A 17,733-nucleotide genomic window follows, 5' to 3' on the forward strand; every position below is an offset into this window, starting at 1 on the left:
TCACCCATCCACTACGAGGCACACCTCACCCTACCTCAACAGACACTAACTGAACGGTATTGCCGCTAAAGCCTTCGCGGTATCCATAGGGCTACCACCGCCGAAGCCGATGACGGAATCAGCCTGATGTTCCTTCACCGCATCGATGCCCGCCTGCAAAGAGTCAGTCGTCGGATCCGGCACGGTCTTGGAAAACACTGCCACCGACTTACCCGCTGCCTTGATTATCGCTACAAGGCGATCCGCGGATCCGTTCCCAACCATGAACGAGTCGGTTACGAGAAGCGGACGTTCCAGAGCCAGGTCAGTAAGAACATCGCCTAGTCCTTCCACCGCACCCGGGCCGAGTTTCACAAATCGAGGAAAAGAGATACTGGAGACCATATCTACTCCTTTGCAGGGTATTGGTGCGTCCCCCCAGTGACCGCAGGGGAACGCGAAGAATTAACTGTTTTCGGGGAACCCGAGGTTGATGCCGCCGTGACTGGGGTCGAGCCAGCGACTGGTGACTGCTTTACCTCGCGTGAAGAAGTTGACCCCCTCCATACCGTGAGCGTGAGTGTCGCCGAAAAGGCTGTTCTTCCAACCTCCAAAGCTGTAGTAAGCCATCGGCACGGGGATGGGCACGTTGATGCCGACCATGCCGACTTCGACCTCATTTTGGAATCGCCGCGCCGCACCACCGTCGTTGGTGAAGATGACAGTTCCGTTGCCGTACGGATTGGAATTGATGAGCTCGAGAGCTTCGTCGTAGGTTTCGACCCGCACGACCGAGAGAACTGGTCCGAAGATTTCGTCGGTGTAGATGCTCATGTCGGTCGTGACATTGTCGATGAGCGTCGGCCCCAACCAGAAACCATCGTCACCGCCGTCTGCTTGGACCTTACGTCCGTCAACGACGATGGTGGCACCTGCGGCCTCGCCGGCATCGACATAGGAGGCGACCTTGTCGCGGTGCGCCTTGGTGACAAGCGGGCCCATGTCGGCGCCCTTCGTGCCGTCACCGGTCTTGAGAGGTGTAGTTCTCTCGACTATCTTCGCTACAAGATCGTCGGCGATGCCCCCGACCGCGACGAGGGCGGAGATAGCCATGCAGCGCTCCCCTGCTGAGCCGAAGCCGGCGTTGACCATAGCGTCGGCTGCGAGGTCGAGGTCGGCGTCGGGGAGAACGATCGCGTGGTTCTTCGCTCCGCCGAGAGCCTGCACGCGTTTTCCATGGCTCGCCCCGGTGGAGTACACGTACTTCGCGATGGGAGTAGAACCGACGAACGAAATCGCTTTGATTGCCTTGTTCTCGAGCAGTTCGTCGACGGCAATTTTTCCGCCCTGCAGGACGTTGAAGACGCCGTCTGGGAGGCCTGCTTCTTTCCACAGTTCGGCGATCCAGATGCTGGCGGTGGGATCCTTCTCACTCGGCTTGAGCACGACAGTATTGCCGGCGGCGATGGCGACGGGAAAGAACCACATCGGAACCATGGCGGGGAAGTTGAAAGGGGAGATGATGCCGACGGGACCAAGAGGTTGGCGGATGGAGTAGACATCTACCTTGGTGGAAGCATTCTCGGTGAAGCCCCCCTTGAGGAGATGCGCTATGCCGCAAGCATATTCGACAACTTCCTGGCCGCGGCTGATTTCGCCGAGGGCGTCGGAGAGAACTTTGCCGTGTTCGGCGGTGATGATCTCGGCGAGTTCCCACTTCTTCGCGTTCAGCAGTTCGCGGAAATTGAAGAGGATCTGGGTGCGCCTTGCCAACGACGTATCACGCCACTCCGGGAAAGCGGCGGCGGCGGCACCGATGACAGAACGCGCGTCTTCGACGGTGGCTAGGGCGACCTGTCCGGTGACCTCACCGGTCGCGGGGTTGGTAACCGGGGCGGTCGCCTCTGAGATTCCGGCGAACGGCTTTCCGCCCTTCCAATGTGCAATCACAGTGCTCACAGCGCGCTCCTTCTAGTAGGTGTGCGCCCAGTCTCTGGTGCAAATATGACCCTGTCAAAGACCAATACTGCACCCCACTGTGCAGAATTGCACGTGCTGCTACTGTGACTCGGTGTTCAGTTCAGACCACCTCAGATACTTTCTCGAATTGTCACGACACGGCCGACTCAACGAAGCATCTCGCGCACTTGGCGTCGACCACACCACGGTGGGCCGGAAAGTCACCAGTCTGGAAAGGTTGGCTGGACAGCGTCTCTTCGACCGCACGTCGTCTGGATGGCGGCTGACCGAGGCTGGGCGACGATTGGTCGGGTACGCGGAAACCGTCGAATCAACCCTTATCGCCGCGTTCGAAGATCAAACATCGCGAGTCGGGTCCCTCCGCGGTTCAGTCCGAATCGCCGCACCAGATGGCTTCGGCGCATTCGTTCTCACACCCAACCTGGCGACATTGCGTCGACTCCACCCCGACCTGAGCGTCGAACTGGTCACAGCGACCGAACACCACACCGCGAGTGCGCGAGAATTCGATATAGCGATCACTTTAGAACAACCGGGGCCTCGCTTGGTGTCCTCTCGAAAGCTGGCAACCTACGCTTTGCGCTTATACGCGACAGCGGAATATCTTGATAACCACCCGGCCATCGCGAAGCGGGATGACTTACGGGAACACACACTGATCTGGTACGTCGGAGCTCTACTCGACGTCGCACCCCTGCGCATCCTCGACTCGATCCTGCCCCCCGAAGGTCGCGCTCAAATCCAGACCAACAACATAACCGGGCACTGGCTTGCCGCGCAGAATGGGCTTGGGATAGCTCCGTTGCCGAGCTATATCGGTGAACCCGACAAGAACCTGATCTGCGTTCTCCCAGAATCGTTTTCCATCGAGGGGACCTATTGGGTCGCGGTACCAAAAGAGCTCACAGGACTGGCGAGGGTGAAAGCGGTCGACGATCTACTGAACGACGTCGTCCACAACGCGGTCCACTTGAGCCCGGCAACCTGATCAGAAGTGTCTGAATAGCGGTTGATCCGGTCTTTGGTCGACACCTCGCGCTCAGCTTGGCGCGAAGAACTGCCGATGACCGAAATACCGGCCCCTGGGAGCGGCCGAGCCTCATGACCCAAGGAGCAGGGCACGGAGTTGAACGTCCTCGAGACCGCGCTGGACGCGGAGATGACCAACCGCGCATCTCCCGACGGGGGACAACATCGGGCGTTTCTGAAAGCCACGAAACCGGCGGATGGAGATTTCGCACGGCGGGGAACAGTCGTCCACCTATGAACCGGTTCGACGCCGTTGCTGGGCCCATTTCACACGAACACCACAGCTCCATCCTCTGCCGCTGGGGCCGAATCACCGGTAGCCTCGACCGGGTTCATCGTCATCTTTACGAGAGGAAAGAACTCACATGATCACGAATTTCATCAATCTCATTCTCGGCGGAGTCAGCTCGGCCTCCGCCGGCAGCAGCGGGTTCGAACTGGCTCCGGGTGTGCTCCCTTTCGGTCTGTGAACCGCGAAGACCTGTAGACCGGGAAGGAAGATTTGTCTCGTTCTTTCGGTGACGACTACCCGATTTGCGTGGCTTGCGGCGTTCAGTATCCACTGAGCGTCGCAGCTTCGGCCGCCTCTGCAACTGCTCACTGCTTCATCTGCGAGGACGAGCGCCAGTACGTGGGGTACGCCGGCCAGCAGTGGACAAGCCTTGGCGAACTGAGACTTCAGGGCCATACCGTCGAGATCCGGGAAGAAATACCCGGGCTTTGGGGGATTGCGACGTCTCCGAACTTTGCCATCGGTCAACGAGCGCTTCTGGTGCCGGGAGACGACGGCAACGTGCTGTGGGATTCCACGACGTACATCGACGATGCCGCGGTCGCGCGAGTCACCGAACTGGGAGGAATCTCGGTGATCGCACTGTCGCATCCGCATTACTACAGTTCAATGGTCGAATGGAGCCGAGCATTCGGTGACGCGCCGATCTACGTGCACGAACGCGATGCGCAGTGGATCCGGAGGAACGACAACGTCGTCCTGTGGTCCGGTGACACACATGAGGTGCTTCCCGGAATAACCCTGATCAATGCCGGAGTTCATTTTGCCGGCGGCACCGTAATGCACTGGCGTGACGGCGTCGATGGCAGTGGCGCCCTGTTCGCCGGGGACATCTTCACTGTGGTGGCGGACCGTCGCTGGGTCGGATTCATGTACAGCTATCCCAATCTCATCCCCGAGCACCCCGTGACCATCAGGAAAGCTGTCGATCTGGTTCGGACCTTCCCGTTTGGATCTCTCTACGGTGCCTGGTGGAATCGAATCATCACCAGCGACGCCCACGATGCCGTCATCCGCTCGGCGCGAAGGTACTTCGAGCACATCGGCGCACCGTTGGACGGGATGCACCTCTAGTATGTGACGGCGCACAAGCCATTTGTTCTGTTGCAGATCGCGGATCACTTTTACTTACAACACATCTCACTGCATTGAGCACCACGCTTTCCCCGGTCCGATCATTTGGTGGTCGCCGGGGCTGAGCAGCCGAAAGTTTCAACCGTTCTGACGCGGGTAAGGAATCGAAATGACTGGAAAACACGCAAAGACGCCACGGACCGAGACCACCGACAAGGGTGCCGAAGGCGCTCGGAGGGACGTTCAGTCGGATCCCGCAGCCGGCCAGGATTCAGGCGACTGGTCGGGTGAAGGTGGCGCAACCACCGATGGCCCCGCCACCGACACCGAATGAACTGACTGTCAGCCCCTGTGACGGTCGGCGCGTTGGACAAGCCGAACGTCGCCGGGCGCGACGACTTTTTCGACCTCGGCGGCTTCGGTGAACCAGCTACCGTCGACGTCGAAGACCACGAGAAGGTCGGTAAGCCAATCGACCTCGACGACTGTGCCAACCGAGCCCGCAGGCACCCCGCTGCGCCACGCTCGTATCCCTAAGTCCTGCACCGCGACAACGGTGTCGCCTCGCACGAACTCGCCCCGGTTGTCCTCACTGCGGTCTACCGAACTATCCATGGCCCCCCGACCCGAAGTGTGCGACCCCGTTGACGAGGACCGACTATGCCGATAAGTCAACAGCAACACCACACACTCTTTCAAGCAGTGAGCGCCCCGGTTACATAGCACATTTTCGACGGCAAGCCCAGTTGTTGCGTGTAAACAGGTTCCTGGACGCTGATTTGGGAAGCACCGTGCTCCGGGATTGCGATCGACCTGAAAGCACGCACTCCCGCTGTTTCGTAGAGAAGAACGCTTGTGAGTCATCTTGAACGCGTAGCTCATCGACGAAACGGTGCGCGACATTGCGGTTTCTGAACCTCGTCACCGACGAAAATAGTCCGCAGCAGGGTGGTTCCGCGCGCGCTCTGGCGATCCTGGGTTAACCTCGCAGTCGGCGGGATGCCCGATTGCCTCCGCCGCGTCGGTGCCGCACACGAAAGGGGAAGCCTTCGCATGGACTCGAAGGTTCTTCCGATGCACCAACTGTTGGCCGGCGTCCCCAAATTGGTGGGCATTTCTTCAGCGGTCGTCGCCAGTAGCGTTCTCTTCTTCCGCGGCGACTCCTCGGTTCGCTCGATCGTCATGGCCGGGTTCGCGTTGTCGGCGATCCTCGCCATCGGCGTCGGTATTCGTCGATACAAGCCAGCCGACGCTACATCTTGGTGGTGCCTGTTCGGCGCATCTGCACTTTTCCTCGTCGGCGTCGGTCTCCGCGGCGGCGGGACGGACTATCCGGGCGGTGTCACCGAACTGTCCAACGCACTGACGCTGGGTGGTTACTGTCTCATCGGGACGGCGTTGGCGCGATGGGTCCTGGAGCGACGGTCCAGAGACGACATCACGCCGCTGATCGATGCCGGGCTCATCTCGGTCGGCACTCTCTTCGTGTCGTGGGTCGTGCTGATATCTCCGCTGCTCGACGGCACCGTCAGTACCGCTGCCGCGATCGGCAACGGCGTATACCCCGCAATCGACGCAGGCATGATCACGCTCGTGACGTACCTGCTCGTCTCGTCCACGCATCGCAATCGTGCACTGCGCCTTCTTCTCGTTGCCTTGCTCGCAATATTGGTCGGCGATCTTGCGTATGCCCAGTCCCTCTCCCGCACGGTTCCGCTGTCGCCGGGACTGCTGGACGGCATCTACCTCTTCGCCTACGCCGCACTTGCCCTTGCGGCCCTCAATCCGCAGATGGCGACGATGTCACATCGACAGAGTTCCCCTCCTCGGCACAGTCGCCGTCGGGTGCTGTTCGTCGTCGCACTTTTAGCCGTGTGCGCAGCTACGTTGGTGCTCGGATCCTCCACCTCGACGGTCGATCGCGTGGTGCGATCGGCATTGCTCTCGGTATTGCTGATCGGGACCTTTCTGCGCGGAGAGCGCGCCATGAGCCTCGTCGAACGCAGTGAGGACGACGCCCGGTATCGCGCGGCCCACGACGCGCTCACGGGGTTACCGAACCGAACGATGCTCGACGAGCAGTTTGCTCGATTGGCTCTCGCAAGCGGACGCGGGCGAATCTTCGTCCTGTTCGTCGATCTCGACAACTTCAAAACTGTCAACGATTCCTACGGTCACCGTGTGGGTGACGAGATGATCGCGGCAGCTGCCCATCGGATTCGCGCGACAGTACGGTCCTCGGACACCGTGGTGCGGTACGCAGGTGACGAGTTCATCGTCATCGGTAGTAGCACTCGTCCTGAGATGGAGGAGGTGGCGCGTTCGGTGATCGAGCGGATATCCGAGCCGTTCGTACTCAGTGTTGCCACCACCTACATCACTGCATCAATCGGGATCGCCGCCGCCGACAACCGCCCAGGCGATCTGGATGATCTCCTCCGCGAGGCCGATATGGCGATGTATCACGCGAAGTCGCTGGGAGCCTCCCGATTCTCTTTCTTCGACGAGTCGTTGCGCGCGTCCTCGGTCGCGGCGATCGAGACGGCAACTACCCTGAGAGGGGCGGTCCGACGCGGTGAAATGGTCGTCCACTATCAGCCGATCGTCTCGACGTCCTCACGAAGCACCGTCGTCTACGAGGCGCTGGTGCGGTGGAACCGCGACGGTCGTCTACGGTCACCCGTCGAGTTCGTGCCGATCGCGGAATCCACGAATCTGATCGGTGAGATCGGCGCCTTCGTTCTACGCACCGCCCTGAAGGATCTGAACGCGCTTCGGGCAGCCGGACAGAACGTCACGATGTCGGTCAATGTCTCCTCGGTTCAACTCCGTGACGACTCGTTGCCGAAATTGGTCTCCGACATGTTGGAAGAGTACGGCCTGTGCGGTGCGGATCTTGCTCTCGAAGTCACCGAAACTGCACTCATCGACGACGTTTTCGCTGCCAAGAAGATCCTCGACGAACTGGCAGCGATGGAAGTGTTGATCGTTCTCGACGACTTCGGTGTCGGGTACTCCTCACTCAGCCGGCTCCGCGAACTTCCCATCGCCTTGCTCAAGATCGACCGCTCGTTCGTCGCCGAGATCGGCACCAGCGAGTCCGCGGATTCGCTCGTCACTGCCATCGCAGCGATGGCGCGGGCGCTGCCTGTGTCCATCGTCGCGGAGGGCGTCGAAACCGAGGAACAAGCGCGCGCGGTCGAGGCTCTGCACTGCCGGTTCGCGCAGGGATACCTCTACGGCCGACCCGCACCACTCGAGCATTGGCTGCAGACCATGCTCACTTCGGCGCACCCGGTCGGTGCCGACTTGTCGAACATCGTCGAATAAGTAGCCGCAGCTGCGATGAATTTTCAAACGAAGCGGTAGCCCATCCCGGTTTCGGTCAGTAGGTGGCGCGGATGCGACGGGTCGTCCTCGAGCTTGTGCCGTAACTGACCGAGATAGATTCGGAGATAGTGCGTTTCGCGCCCGTGGTGCGGCCCCCACACGGTCTGCAGAATCTCCTTCTGGGAGACCAGTTTCCCCTGGTTTCGGACGAGAAGTTCGAGCACACCCCATTCGGTTCGAGTGAGATGGATGTTCACTCCGTACCGCGTCACAGTTTTGGCGGACAAATCGACGGTGAACGAGTCGGTGACCACAACGGCCGCTTCGGCTCCATGAGGTCCCCGCCGCAGTGCCGCGCGCAGACGCGCGAGCAACTCGTCCATCCCGAACGGCTTGGTGACGAAATCGTCGGCACCAGCATCGAGTGCCTCGACAGTGTCGACAGAGTCGGTACGAGCCGAGAGAACGACGATCGGCACGTCGGTCCATCCCCGCAAGCCGCCGATGACCTCGATCCCGTCGATATCCGGCAGGCCGAGATCGAGGATCACGATCTCGGGATGGAAATTGGCGGCCACTCGGAGCGCCTCGGCTCCCGATGCCGCCGTTACTACCTCGTAGCCACGTACGTTCAGATTGATTCGGAGTGCTCGCAGGATCTGCGGTTCGTCGTCGACGATGAGAACTCTGACCCGCGGCACCACCATCGAACCGCCGTCGGGAGCGACCTCGACAGACACACCCTTGCGCATCCGTCGATCCCCTCGTCGCTCATTGGGCCAGCAGCTACGAGTACACCGTACTTCGATCCGATACCCAGCTCCCCACGCCTATGCCGGACGACCCGAAAGTGAATACCCTTCGATATTCCGACATGGTCGATTCTGAGATCGAGATGGGACATTCGCGACTCTGCTCTCAGGTTGACGCTCTACAGTCGGACCCAGTAGTCACGTTTGTATCGACAGAGAGAATGCGCCATCAGCTATCCACACCACGCGAACACATCTCACCGACGCCACAACCTGAGCCACGCCGCTGCAGGAACTGCATGGATTCTCTCGTTCGCGTATCTGTTGGCGGAGGTGTTCACGGCTGCTGCGTGGAACACGCCCTACAGCTTTGCCCAGAACTCGATCAGCTCACTGGGTGTGACGACCTGTGACGTCGATTCGTGCTCACCGATGCACGACGTCATGAACTCGACATTCGTAGCGCTCGGGGTATTGACCCTCATCGGTGCCCTCTTCCTGCATCGACACATCCGAAACGGTCGGTCGAAGAAGTGGATTCTCTCGCTGGCTGTTGTCATCGCAGTGAGCACTGCAGCCACCGGACTGTTCCCGGCGAACGACGGAGCGCTCATCCACTGGTCGGCGGTGTTGCCGGGTTTCGTGGCAAGACATGTCGTGCTCGTGCTGATCGCATGGCATCTGTGGCACCAGAAGCGACTGGTGGCCGTCTGGTCGGCGCTGTGCGCGTTCGTCGGAGTCCTCGGAGCAGTCCTCATGCTGGCGAAAGCTCTGCATTTCGGTCTCGGGGAGCGCCTTGCCCTCTACCCCTTGCCGATGTGGATGGCAGTCACCGGCACCGCGGTGTTACTCGCGTTGGCACGACGTACAGTCCTGCGGAACGTCGAGTTCTCGGTGCGTGCGTTCGACCCGCGAGTCTGGCCACGCGTCTGGATCGCCCCCACTGTGGACTGCCGTCGTGACCCGCGTCCGGTGAGCGGCAAGCTCACTGTCCTGGCACCACCCAGCGTTGTCCGGGCGCACAGTACGGACTGATGGAAGTACGGGCCCGCGACCTCGTTCATCGACGAATCGTGGACCTGACCCTCGACATTCTGCCGAGAACTCCGCTCACGGTTCGTGCGGGCGGCGTCAGGCTGCCGCTCGCTCCACTTCGGGTTCGACCAGTTCGACCTGCTCCACCCACTTGTCCGTGTACTGGAAGTGTGGGCGTCGATCGCCGATGTAGGAGCTCAGCCACGACACGACCGCGACGTACCGGTTCCGAAAGCCCACCAAGTACATCAGATGCACTGCCAGCCAAAGAACCCAGGCGATCGGCCCCGCAATGTCCACCTTGCCGAACAAACGCGCGACGGCACTAAATCTACCGACGATCGACATACTGCCCTTGTCGACGTAGCGGAACGGTGTGCCTGCCTTCACCTTGCCGGTGATCATCTTGGCCGCATGCCTACCCTGCTGCATCGCGATGGGGGATTGGCCGGGGAGGCTGTTCAATGACGTGACGTCGCCGATGGCGAAGATGTCCGATGCCGAGCCGACAGTCAGGTCGTCGTGAATCAATAGTCGCCCGGCGCGATCGGTTTCACACCCGGTGCGCTCGGCGATCGTCGCAGCCAGTGCACTTGCCTGAACGCCTGCCGACCAAATGACCGTCTTGGCCGCGATGGTGCGTACGACCTTGGTGTCGACGTCTTTGATCGTGACGGTGTCATCGGCGATGTCGGTGACCATGGCACCGGTCACCACGTCCACACCGGACCGCTCCAGTTTGGCGCGCGCATACTTGCTCAACCGCCCACCGTAGGCAGGCAGCACATCCTTGACTCCGTCGACCAGCGTGACCGTGACGTCATCCGGGGTGATGTCGGGGAACGAGGCGGCGAAATAGCGGTGTGCAAGATCGCGGATCTGGCCGGCAAGTTCGACACCGGTCGCACCAGCGCCGACAACGACGAAGCTCAGGAGTTCACGCTTGGCGTCGAAGTCCGACGTCAGATGCGCTTCTTCGTAGCAACTCAGGATCTGCTCGCGGAGGGCGATGGCGTCGTCGACGGTTTTGAGGGCGAAAGTGCGGTCCTTGAACTCGTCGTGACCGAAATATGCCTGTGTAGCGCCGGTAGCGACGATGAGGCGGCCGTAACGGATCGAACGGGTGGATCCCGCTGCCGTGTAGGTGAGAACGTGCCGCTCGGGATTTACGTCGACGACGCGACCGAGCCGAACATCGGCCGAGTCGTACTCGGCGAGAATGCGCCGGATCGGCGGGGCAATCTCTCCCGTCGAGATCATTCCGGTGGCCGCCTGGTACAGCAACGGCTGGAACAGGTGCTCGGTGGTGCTGGAGATAAGCGAGAACTTCACGCCAGCCTTGCCCAGAGTCTTGGCGGCAGCCAAAGCTCCGAATCCTGATCCGACGATCACGACCTCGTACTCATCCACGACAAATCCTCCTACTCGAAAGCTGTTGAGTACATGCAACGCTTGTATCCGGTCGCTATCAACGCGAAAGATCGCATAGCATCAATGAGCAGAACTCATGGATGGAGAAATCGTGGAACTACGACAGGTGAAATACTTCCTCGCCGTCGCCGAGGAGTTGAACTTTTCACGGGCCGCCGAGCGCTTCTACATCTCCCAGTCCGCAGTCAGCCTGCAGATCGCCAAGCTCGAACGCGAGATGGGCGAGCCCCTGTTCGAACGAACATCGCGGTCCGTCCGATTGACCACTGTCGGCGCACAATTGGTGTCGATCGCCCGACACATGATCGAACTGGAACAGTCCGCGCTCGCACTGACTGCGCGAAAACGCAACCAACTCAGACTGACCGGCAACATGACGTTCGCTGCGAATGCGCTGGCCGCAATCGTGCGTGTGCGTGAGCAACATCCCGAGGCAGAAATCGACTTCGTACTCAAACGATTCGCCGAACAGATCGAAGCCGTTATGACAGGGGATTGTCAGGTCGCCCTGATCCGAGGAAGCGTCGAAAGATCAGGATTGCAAGCAAAAGAGCTATGGACCGAGGACCTCGTAGTAGTCCTGTCGGAGCGGCATCCACTGGCCGACCGAATCGAACCGAGCCTGGAAGACCTCGCCGCGTACCCGCTACTGCTACCCAAGCGCAGCGAACAGATACTGCTCCACCGCGTCGTCGAAGGCGCGATGAAACGCAGCGGCCTGCGCCTGACATTCGGCCCACCTGTCGCCCTCGACCACACCGCAAGCGCTGAACTGCTCAATCGCCCGGACTGCTGGTCGATCCTCTACGCCAGCACCGCCGCAGGAACCCCCACCAGCGGCCTGATATTCCGACGCGAAGCGCAGCGGCGTTTGCAACTCGCGGTATCGGCAGTCGTCGACGGCACAGTACCCGCCACCGATATTCAGCGGGATCTCGTTGCGGCACTGGCGGAAACGGCGCCCGAAACTCAGGAGAAGTGACCGGGTTGCGCCCATGCCTGCGCCGCCGCAGCGCGGGCCGGGAAGCACTTGCTCACCAACTCGATCATGATCGATGGTGCAACCGACGCACCGGGTGACGCCCCGAGCAATCCGGCTATGGTTCCGCCTGCGCCGGTGATCAATTCGGTACCGAACGTGAGCACCCCAGATTTCGCAATGCGTGTCCCGGACGGTTGAGGCTTGATCAGCTGAGCCCTCTGACCTGCTTGTATCGGATACCACTGCGCCGGATTCGCCTCCGGAACGAACATCCTCAAAAGCTCGAACTTCTCTCTCCGCGTTGCCAATAGCTGACCGAACAGGTAGCGAACCAATGGCAGATTACAAAGTCCGACAGTCAGAAGCGGCAACAGATTATGCGACCGAACTGTCGTGAACAGGTCTCTTACCGAGCCTGCTTTCAGCAACTTGGTACTGAACGTCGCGTACGGCCCGAACATGAGAGATCTCTTGCCGTCGACGACCCGGGAATCTAGATGGGGCAGTGACATCGGCGGCGCTCCGAGTACCGATTGCCCATACACCTTCGCATCGTGGCGACTTACTACCTCGGGTACATCGGTGCGTAGAAACTCTGCCCCGAAAGGAAACACACCGTATCCGCGTACTTCAGGGATTCCGGACTTCTGCAGGAGTTTCAACGCGTAGCCTCCTGCACCGACAAATACGAAGTTCGCCTGCACACAGAACCGCTTCTTCGAGTGCACGTTCTTGCCCGAGACAAGCCAGGTCCCGTCAACACGACGATCCAAGTCGGTCACCTCCCGTCCGAGATGCACACGCCCGCCACCTCGCACCATCGAGTCTGCCAGCGACACCGTGAGAGAACCGAAGTCGACATCTGTGCCACCAGTGTGACGAGTGGCTGCCACCGGGCCGTCCAGCACTCGTCCCGCCATGATCAAGGGCACCCATTGCTCGATGACCTCGGCGTCCTCGGAGTACTGCATACCCGAGAACAGCGGCGATGTCCGCAAAGTTTCGTAGCGCTGCCTCAAATACTCGACATCGCGATCGCCGAATACGATATTCAGGTGGGGCGTCTCGTTGATGAAACTAGGTGACAACTCACCGTTTGCAATCAACGAAGTCCAGAAGCTCTGTGAGACTCGAAATTGCCGAGCGATGTCCTCGGGTTTGGTCAAGTCTGCCGCGTCGGGCATGTAGTTGAGCTCGCACAGTCCCGCATGGCCAGTGCCCGCGTTGTTCCATGGGTCCGAGCTTTCGCCTGCAAGTCGATCTAGACGCTCGAACAGCGCAATCGATTTGCCGGGCAACAGCTTTGCGAGAATGGCACCGAGAGTCGCCGACATGATGCCGCCGCCGATCAAGACGACATCGAATGTCTCGATCGGTAGATGGGTGCGCGTGAACATAGGAACCTCCCCTGGACTTCTGCCTTCGGTCGTCGGACTGATCTTGATCTTCAAAAACCGATCCGTCCAATGCTGGATTCTGTGGAATACCATCCAGAAATGGATAAGTATTTGTTGCCCCACGTCGAGATCGTTGCGCCGCTTCTCGCAGCCTTCGACGCAGCCGCCACCGAAAGCCACATCACGCAGGCCGCGGACAAGCTGGGGGTCCCACAATCTTCGTTGAGCCGGCGACTGAAAACGCTGGAGAAGACGCTTGGTATCGCACTGTTCCAACCCGTCGGAAGGGGAGTAGCGCTCACCTCCGCAGGACGAGAACTATTCGAGCGTACTCACGACGCCATTCGAAAACTCGACGACGCCATCACCGTGGTCCGCGCCGATGCCGACCCGTCGAGCGGGTTCGTCCGTTTCGGCTTCCCCCTGACGCTGGGCCCAGTAGGAATTACGACAATTCTTGCCGAGTTTCATAAAACCGCGCCGCGAATCCGGGTGCATCTCGTCCAGGCCCACGGTGAAGCGCTCGCCCACATGATTCGCGACGGCAGGCTCGACATAGCCGTTGTCATACCCCCACCAGCTGACCTGACCGTTACAGTCCTCGGAAGTCAGCACATCCGCCTTCACGTAGCGCGCACCAACGCCTTGGCCGGACGCTCAGAGGTAGCTGTTGCCGAGCTCGAGGGCGAACCCTTCATCGCAAGTCCACCGTCGTTTCACCTTCGATCCCTGCTCGACTCTTGGTGCACCGAAGCGGGTTTCACTCCTCGCGTTCCTTTCGAGATCAGCGAGATCGACACCATCCGTGCCCTTGTCGCCCATGATCTCGGCGTAGCGCTGCTCCCGGGGGAATCAGAGCACTCCTCCGTCGTTGCTGTTCGACTGTCGGGATCACGAGATCGGGACGTCGGGCTCGTGACCGGCAACCATCGCCCAACGGCCGCGGTCTCTCGTTTCACTCAGCATGTGGTCGAGCACCGGGACAGAATCACTGCTGTACAGCAATGACCACACCCGAGGAGAGCGTTATCTGTTGCTCGGAAACTTCGGCCACACTTTCACGCAACACCAGATAAGCCTCGCCCAACGGTATGGCCGCGGGCACGCTGGTCCGATCGGAGAACTCGACGGTCGACGTGTCTCCCACACCAATTCGGACGACCGTGGCTCCGACGGAAGGTAACGCGGTGACTACCGGAATTGATGCCGGCGGATCCGAAGGCCCCGAGAGAAGCTCGATGTCGCCGCCCGCGAGACAGACCACTGTAGAACCGTCGGAACCGGTGTACTCCCAGGACTCGACCTCTTCGCGCGAGGCCGCTTCGACAACGGTTCCGTCGTCGAACACCATCGACAATTCACCGGACTCCGCGTAAGCGACGCTCTCGCACAGACGACCGACGAGAGCAGCGGCAAGTCGCAGTCCTTCGAACTGATTGTCCTCGTCCACCAGCACGTCACCGATCACGAACTCACTGAACGCAACGGTGGCACCGCCGGCGAACTCGATGCTCAGATCGAAGTCCAACAGAACGCGCGTGACGCGTCGGGACTGCAGTGCAAGTTCCATCGGTGCCGGTGTCATCACTGATGACTCCAATCCTGCGAGATTCTTACTCACCCGTTCGGTAGAGCCGCCAGAACCACTCTGCCGTAACCGCCAATATGACAATGCCCGACCCCAGCGCGCCGACGACGAGAAGCATCGTGCCGAGAGCAGCGAGTCCCATGATCACGGTCAGCTGAAGTCTGCCGCCAACGAGCACACCAGAACTGTCCCCTGCCCTGATCCGGGGCGCAACCTGTGGAAGGAGATCGACGGACCCGACGCGCTAGTGCGCTGTGTACCGCCTAGTGCGCTGTGGACCGCCTGGAGAGAACGCGGTTGATCCCGAGTTGGCCACCGACGATTATCAGGCCGACGATCAAACCGAGGATCGCGGACGCGATCGTATTGACGATCCATGCCAACACCCCTCCGATGCCGGAGATATCACCGACAGCGTCCTCGAGGTGGTGAACCAGCTGGTAGATCGGATGGAAACCGAGCTCGTCGATTCCGATGAGCAAAATGTGTCCACCGACCCACAACATGGCAGCGGTTCCGACCACGGACAGTATGGACATGACGTGCGGCATCCCACGCACCAGGCCGCGACCGAATTTCTCGACCAAGCCGGTCGAGTTCTCCGCAAGCTTCAGACCGATGTCATCCATTTTGACGATGAGCCCGACGACGCCGTAGACGGCAATGGTAATCACGACTGCGACAACTGCAAGGACGACCAAGCGGTTCCAAAAGCCTTCGCTCGCAATGGTGTCGAGCGCAATGACCATGATCTCCGCTGACAGGATCAGATCCGTACGGACAGCTCCCGAGACGACGCTATCCTCATCGCGCGGCTCGTCTGCCGCCGCCTCATGATGCTCACCGTGACCGAAGAGCGCGCCCCAAATCTTGTGCACTGCTTCGTAACTGAGATAGCAACCACCGAGCATGAGAATGGGGGTCAGCAGCCACGGAAGGAACTGACTGAGCACAAGCGCGATGGGCAGAATGATGATGAGCTTGTTGCGCAGCGAACCGATGGCGATCCGCTTGATGATGGGCAACTCACGCTCGGCGGCGAGGCCGCGAACATACTGTGGCGTCACGGCCGCATCGTCGATGACTACACCGGCGGCCTTGGTTGTCGCCTTCGCGGTCGCCGCACCGACGTCGTCGATCGATGCAGCGGCAAGACGAGCAAGCGCTGCGACGTCGTCGAGAAGAGCAACAAGTCCACCAGCCATCACAGACCTCCAGGAATCAGCGCATAAAGCATGTAGACGGTCGGTTCCATGAAACGTCTCATCTCATGAACGTCGGCATCGGCATCGGTCGTACAGCACAATACCGGCACCGGCCCGCCCGCTACTCTCGGCGACTACCGGACAACACGGACACCGGCAGCAGCCGACAGTCCCCGATCTCTGAGTGATCGTGTATCCAGTCGATGAAGGCCCAGATCAGGCGTCCGGCTTGTCTCCGAACATGAGCTCGCGGCCGCTGATCTCCGTAGGGACGATTTCCACGATATTGTATTTGGTGGTGGGAACCCAGGAGACAAGGTCCAGTGCTTCAGCTTCGGCGATTTCCGCGGAAGTGCTCAGGGTTCGCGCCGTGCCATGCACGACGACACTCCATCCGGAAACGCCGGGATCGATGTGATCGACTTCGAAGACTACGCGGTTCTCGATACTGAGTTCGACGAGTTTGGTGCCCTCAGCAGTCCGGAACAACAACCGGCCACTGTCGGCCAGGTAGTTCACGGGGACCACGTCGATGCGGCCGCCGACGGAGGTGACCAGCCGCCCCAGCCTCTCCGAACGCAGCGCATCCCAGCTCTGCTCATCGGTGAAGACACGAACCGGCCCGGCAGGGGTGTGAGCATGGGGTGCAGTCATGTTCCGATTCTCTCACTCCGGGCCAGTTATTGTCTGGCGTATCGGTCACACTTTCGGGGAACGGCCGTCCGCCCCGTTCACCGAGGTCAATGATGTTGTCGGCATAGATTTTTGGCTATCGGTTCCGTTGCTCACACACTGCCCTGCCACGCCTGTCACACGCTGCCGTGGAGTTAGGGTCAGAGTGTCCGAAGTGCCCCACGGCGGACCGCGTATCAAGGTTTTTACGAGTGTCAGTACGGCAGCAAACGGAAGAGGCAAGCAATGAAGGTTCGTGATCTGATGACCCGCGAGGTCGTGACCGCACAACGCGACACACCGGTGCGCGAGGCGATCATGCTTTTGACCAGTAAGCGATTCGCAGCGCTACCGGTCATCGATCGAAAGGGTGCGTTGGTAGGCATCGTGTCGGAATCGGATCTGTTGGCGTTTCAGACATCGAACCCGAAAGCGGTGATCTCTCCGGCAGTGGTCAGCGAGGTCGAGACAGCGGAACCACAGTGGGAAGCGTCGACCGCGGCAGCGGTGATGTTGGATCGGCATGTGCGCTCGATGCCCGTCGTCGAGTCCGGGATCCTGGTGGGCGTCATCGCTCGCAGCGACGTGTTGCGAAGTCTGATCATCGGCGACAACGAGGTCATCGCCGCGAAAGTCCGCGCACTGCTCGACGACTACTCCGGCAGCACCCGGCGATGGGTGATCACAGTCCGCAGCGGTGGTGTCGTGGAGGTAGGAGGAGGGTTCGACGACGACACCGAACGTCATGTCGTGCACAGGTTGCTCTCCACCATCGACGGTGTCAGCAAGGTGAACCTCGACACTCACACTTCGGACTGATCTCGTGGGGCGTGTGTCGGGCTTCGTTCGATAGTTCTTCACGAGTGACGGCCGTCGTCATGCTCACCGAAATATTTGTATTACGTTGTGTCCCAGCGTCGATATGTGTGCCAACATGTTGCTGTTTTGCGACCGAACCCCGAGCAACTCGAGACCGCGTTTCAGCAT

Annotated in this window: 18 protein-coding genes; 8 read left to right on the plus strand and 10 right to left on the minus strand. The window is 60.3% G+C overall.

Annotated elements, in window-relative coordinates; all coding sequences use genetic code 11:
* Positions 1–45: 45 nt before the first annotated feature.
* Positions 46–384 (minus strand): iron-containing alcohol dehydrogenase, encoded by a 339-nt coding sequence (locus tag BJI47_RS23200; RefSeq protein ID WP_088945959.1) that lies wholly within the window; start codon positions 382–384, stop codon positions 46–48.
* 60 nt (positions 385–444) lie between these two features.
* Entirely contained in the window at positions 445–1,938 is a 1,494-nt protein-coding gene (locus BJI47_RS23205) for a CoA-acylating methylmalonate-semialdehyde dehydrogenase (RefSeq protein WP_088945960.1), read from the minus strand.
* 112 nt (positions 1,939–2,050) lie between these two features.
* On the opposite strand from BJI47_RS23205, the gene BJI47_RS23210 reads away from it, so the two are divergent.
* From BJI47_RS23210 to BJI47_RS24295, 3 genes are all read left to right on the plus strand, one after another.
* On the plus strand, positions 2,051–2,947 hold the full coding sequence (locus tag BJI47_RS23210) for a LysR family transcriptional regulator (RefSeq protein WP_088945961.1): 897 nt from the start codon (positions 2,051–2,053) through the stop codon (positions 2,945–2,947).
* Between the two features lie 543 nt (positions 2,948–3,490).
* Positions 3,491–4,354 carry an MBL fold metallo-hydrolase gene (locus BJI47_RS23215; protein ID WP_088945962.1) on the plus strand — a complete coding sequence of 288 codons (864 nt, stop codon included), beginning with the start codon at positions 3,491–3,493 and terminating at the stop codon, positions 4,352–4,354.
* 169 nt (positions 4,355–4,523) lie between these two features.
* Positions 4,524–4,688 carry a hypothetical protein gene (locus BJI47_RS24295; protein WP_176225043.1) on the plus strand — a complete coding sequence of 55 codons (165 nt, stop codon included), beginning with the start codon at positions 4,524–4,526 and terminating at the stop codon, positions 4,686–4,688.
* An 8-nt stretch (positions 4,689–4,696) separates the two neighbouring features.
* Here BJI47_RS24295 and BJI47_RS23220 read toward each other — a convergent pair whose 3' ends face one another.
* A complete protein-coding gene (locus BJI47_RS23220) occupies positions 4,697–4,969 on the minus strand; it encodes a hypothetical protein (RefSeq protein ID WP_088945963.1) in 273 nt (90 codons plus the stop codon).
* Between the two features lie 438 nt (positions 4,970–5,407).
* Here BJI47_RS23220 and BJI47_RS23225 point away from each other — a divergent pair, with 438 nt between their 5' ends.
* On the plus strand, positions 5,408–7,684 hold the full coding sequence (locus BJI47_RS23225; protein WP_088945964.1) for a bifunctional diguanylate cyclase/phosphodiesterase: 2,277 nt from the start codon (positions 5,408–5,410) through the stop codon (positions 7,682–7,684).
* Positions 7,685–7,707: 23 nt separating this feature from the next.
* On the opposite strand, the gene BJI47_RS23230 is transcribed toward BJI47_RS23225, so the two are convergent.
* Positions 7,708–8,391 (minus strand): response regulator, encoded by a 684-nt coding sequence (locus BJI47_RS23230; protein ID WP_088946010.1) that lies wholly within the window; start codon positions 8,389–8,391, stop codon positions 7,708–7,710.
* 249 nt (positions 8,392–8,640) lie between these two features.
* Between BJI47_RS23230 and BJI47_RS23235 the strand changes: the two genes are divergently transcribed.
* Positions 8,641–9,471: a DUF998 domain-containing protein gene (locus tag BJI47_RS23235; protein WP_254900779.1), complete on the plus strand. Its 831-nt coding sequence runs from the start codon at positions 8,641–8,643 to the stop codon at positions 9,469–9,471.
* A 96-nt stretch (positions 9,472–9,567) separates the two neighbouring features.
* Here the strand turns inward: BJI47_RS23235 and BJI47_RS23240 are convergent, their stop codons facing one another.
* Positions 9,568–10,881, minus strand: a complete 1,314-nt coding sequence (locus tag BJI47_RS23240) for an NAD(P)/FAD-dependent oxidoreductase (protein WP_088945965.1) — start codon at positions 10,879–10,881, stop codon at positions 9,568–9,570.
* 97 nt (positions 10,882–10,978) lie between these two features.
* On the opposite strand from BJI47_RS23240, the gene BJI47_RS23245 reads away from it, so the two are divergent.
* The gene (locus BJI47_RS23245; RefSeq protein WP_254900780.1) at positions 10,979–11,884 is read left to right on the plus strand and encodes a LysR family transcriptional regulator; all 906 of its coding nucleotides are present in this window, start codon (positions 10,979–10,981) and stop codon (positions 11,882–11,884) included.
* Here BJI47_RS23245 and mqo read toward each other — a convergent pair.
* On the minus strand, positions 11,872–13,281 hold the full coding sequence (mqo, locus tag BJI47_RS23250) for a malate dehydrogenase (quinone) (protein WP_088946013.1): 1,410 nt from the start codon (positions 13,279–13,281) through the stop codon (positions 11,872–11,874). The two genes, BJI47_RS23245 and mqo, sit on opposite strands and share 13 nt — an antisense overlap.
* A 99-nt stretch (positions 13,282–13,380) precedes the next feature.
* Here mqo and BJI47_RS23255 point away from each other — a divergent pair, with 99 nt between their 5' ends.
* Positions 13,381–14,289 (plus strand): LysR substrate-binding domain-containing protein, encoded by a 909-nt coding sequence (locus BJI47_RS23255; protein ID WP_088945966.1) that lies wholly within the window; start codon positions 13,381–13,383, stop codon positions 14,287–14,289.
* On the opposite strand, the gene BJI47_RS23260 is transcribed toward BJI47_RS23255, so the two are convergent.
* The 4 genes from BJI47_RS23260 to BJI47_RS23270 form a co-directional block, all read right to left on the minus strand.
* Entirely contained in the window at positions 14,270–14,866 is a 597-nt protein-coding gene (locus tag BJI47_RS23260; RefSeq protein ID WP_254900781.1) for a DUF6188 family protein, read from the minus strand. The two genes, BJI47_RS23255 and BJI47_RS23260, sit on opposite strands and share 20 nt — an antisense overlap.
* A 28-nt stretch (positions 14,867–14,894) precedes the next feature.
* On the minus strand, positions 14,895–15,047 hold the full coding sequence (locus BJI47_RS24300) for a hypothetical protein (protein ID WP_176225042.1): 153 nt from the start codon (positions 15,045–15,047) through the stop codon (positions 14,895–14,897).
* An 85-nt stretch (positions 15,048–15,132) separates the two neighbouring features.
* Positions 15,133–16,074: a DUF808 domain-containing protein gene (locus tag BJI47_RS23265; RefSeq protein ID WP_088945967.1), complete on the minus strand. Its 942-nt coding sequence runs from the start codon at positions 16,072–16,074 to the stop codon at positions 15,133–15,135.
* 216 nt (positions 16,075–16,290) lie between these two features.
* The gene (locus BJI47_RS23270) at positions 16,291–16,728 is read right to left on the minus strand and encodes a pyridoxamine 5'-phosphate oxidase family protein (protein ID WP_088945968.1); all 438 of its coding nucleotides are present in this window, start codon (positions 16,726–16,728) and stop codon (positions 16,291–16,293) included.
* Between the two features lie 264 nt (positions 16,729–16,992).
* Between BJI47_RS23270 and BJI47_RS23275 the strand changes: the two genes are divergently transcribed.
* On the plus strand, positions 16,993–17,565 hold the full coding sequence (locus tag BJI47_RS23275; protein WP_088945969.1) for an HPP family protein: 573 nt from the start codon (positions 16,993–16,995) through the stop codon (positions 17,563–17,565).
* Positions 17,566–17,733 lie beyond the last annotated feature (168 nt).

Source organism: Rhodococcus sp. 1168, assembly GCF_002091955.1.
Classification (GTDB): Bacteria; Actinomycetota; Actinomycetes; order Mycobacteriales; family Mycobacteriaceae; genus Rhodococcoides.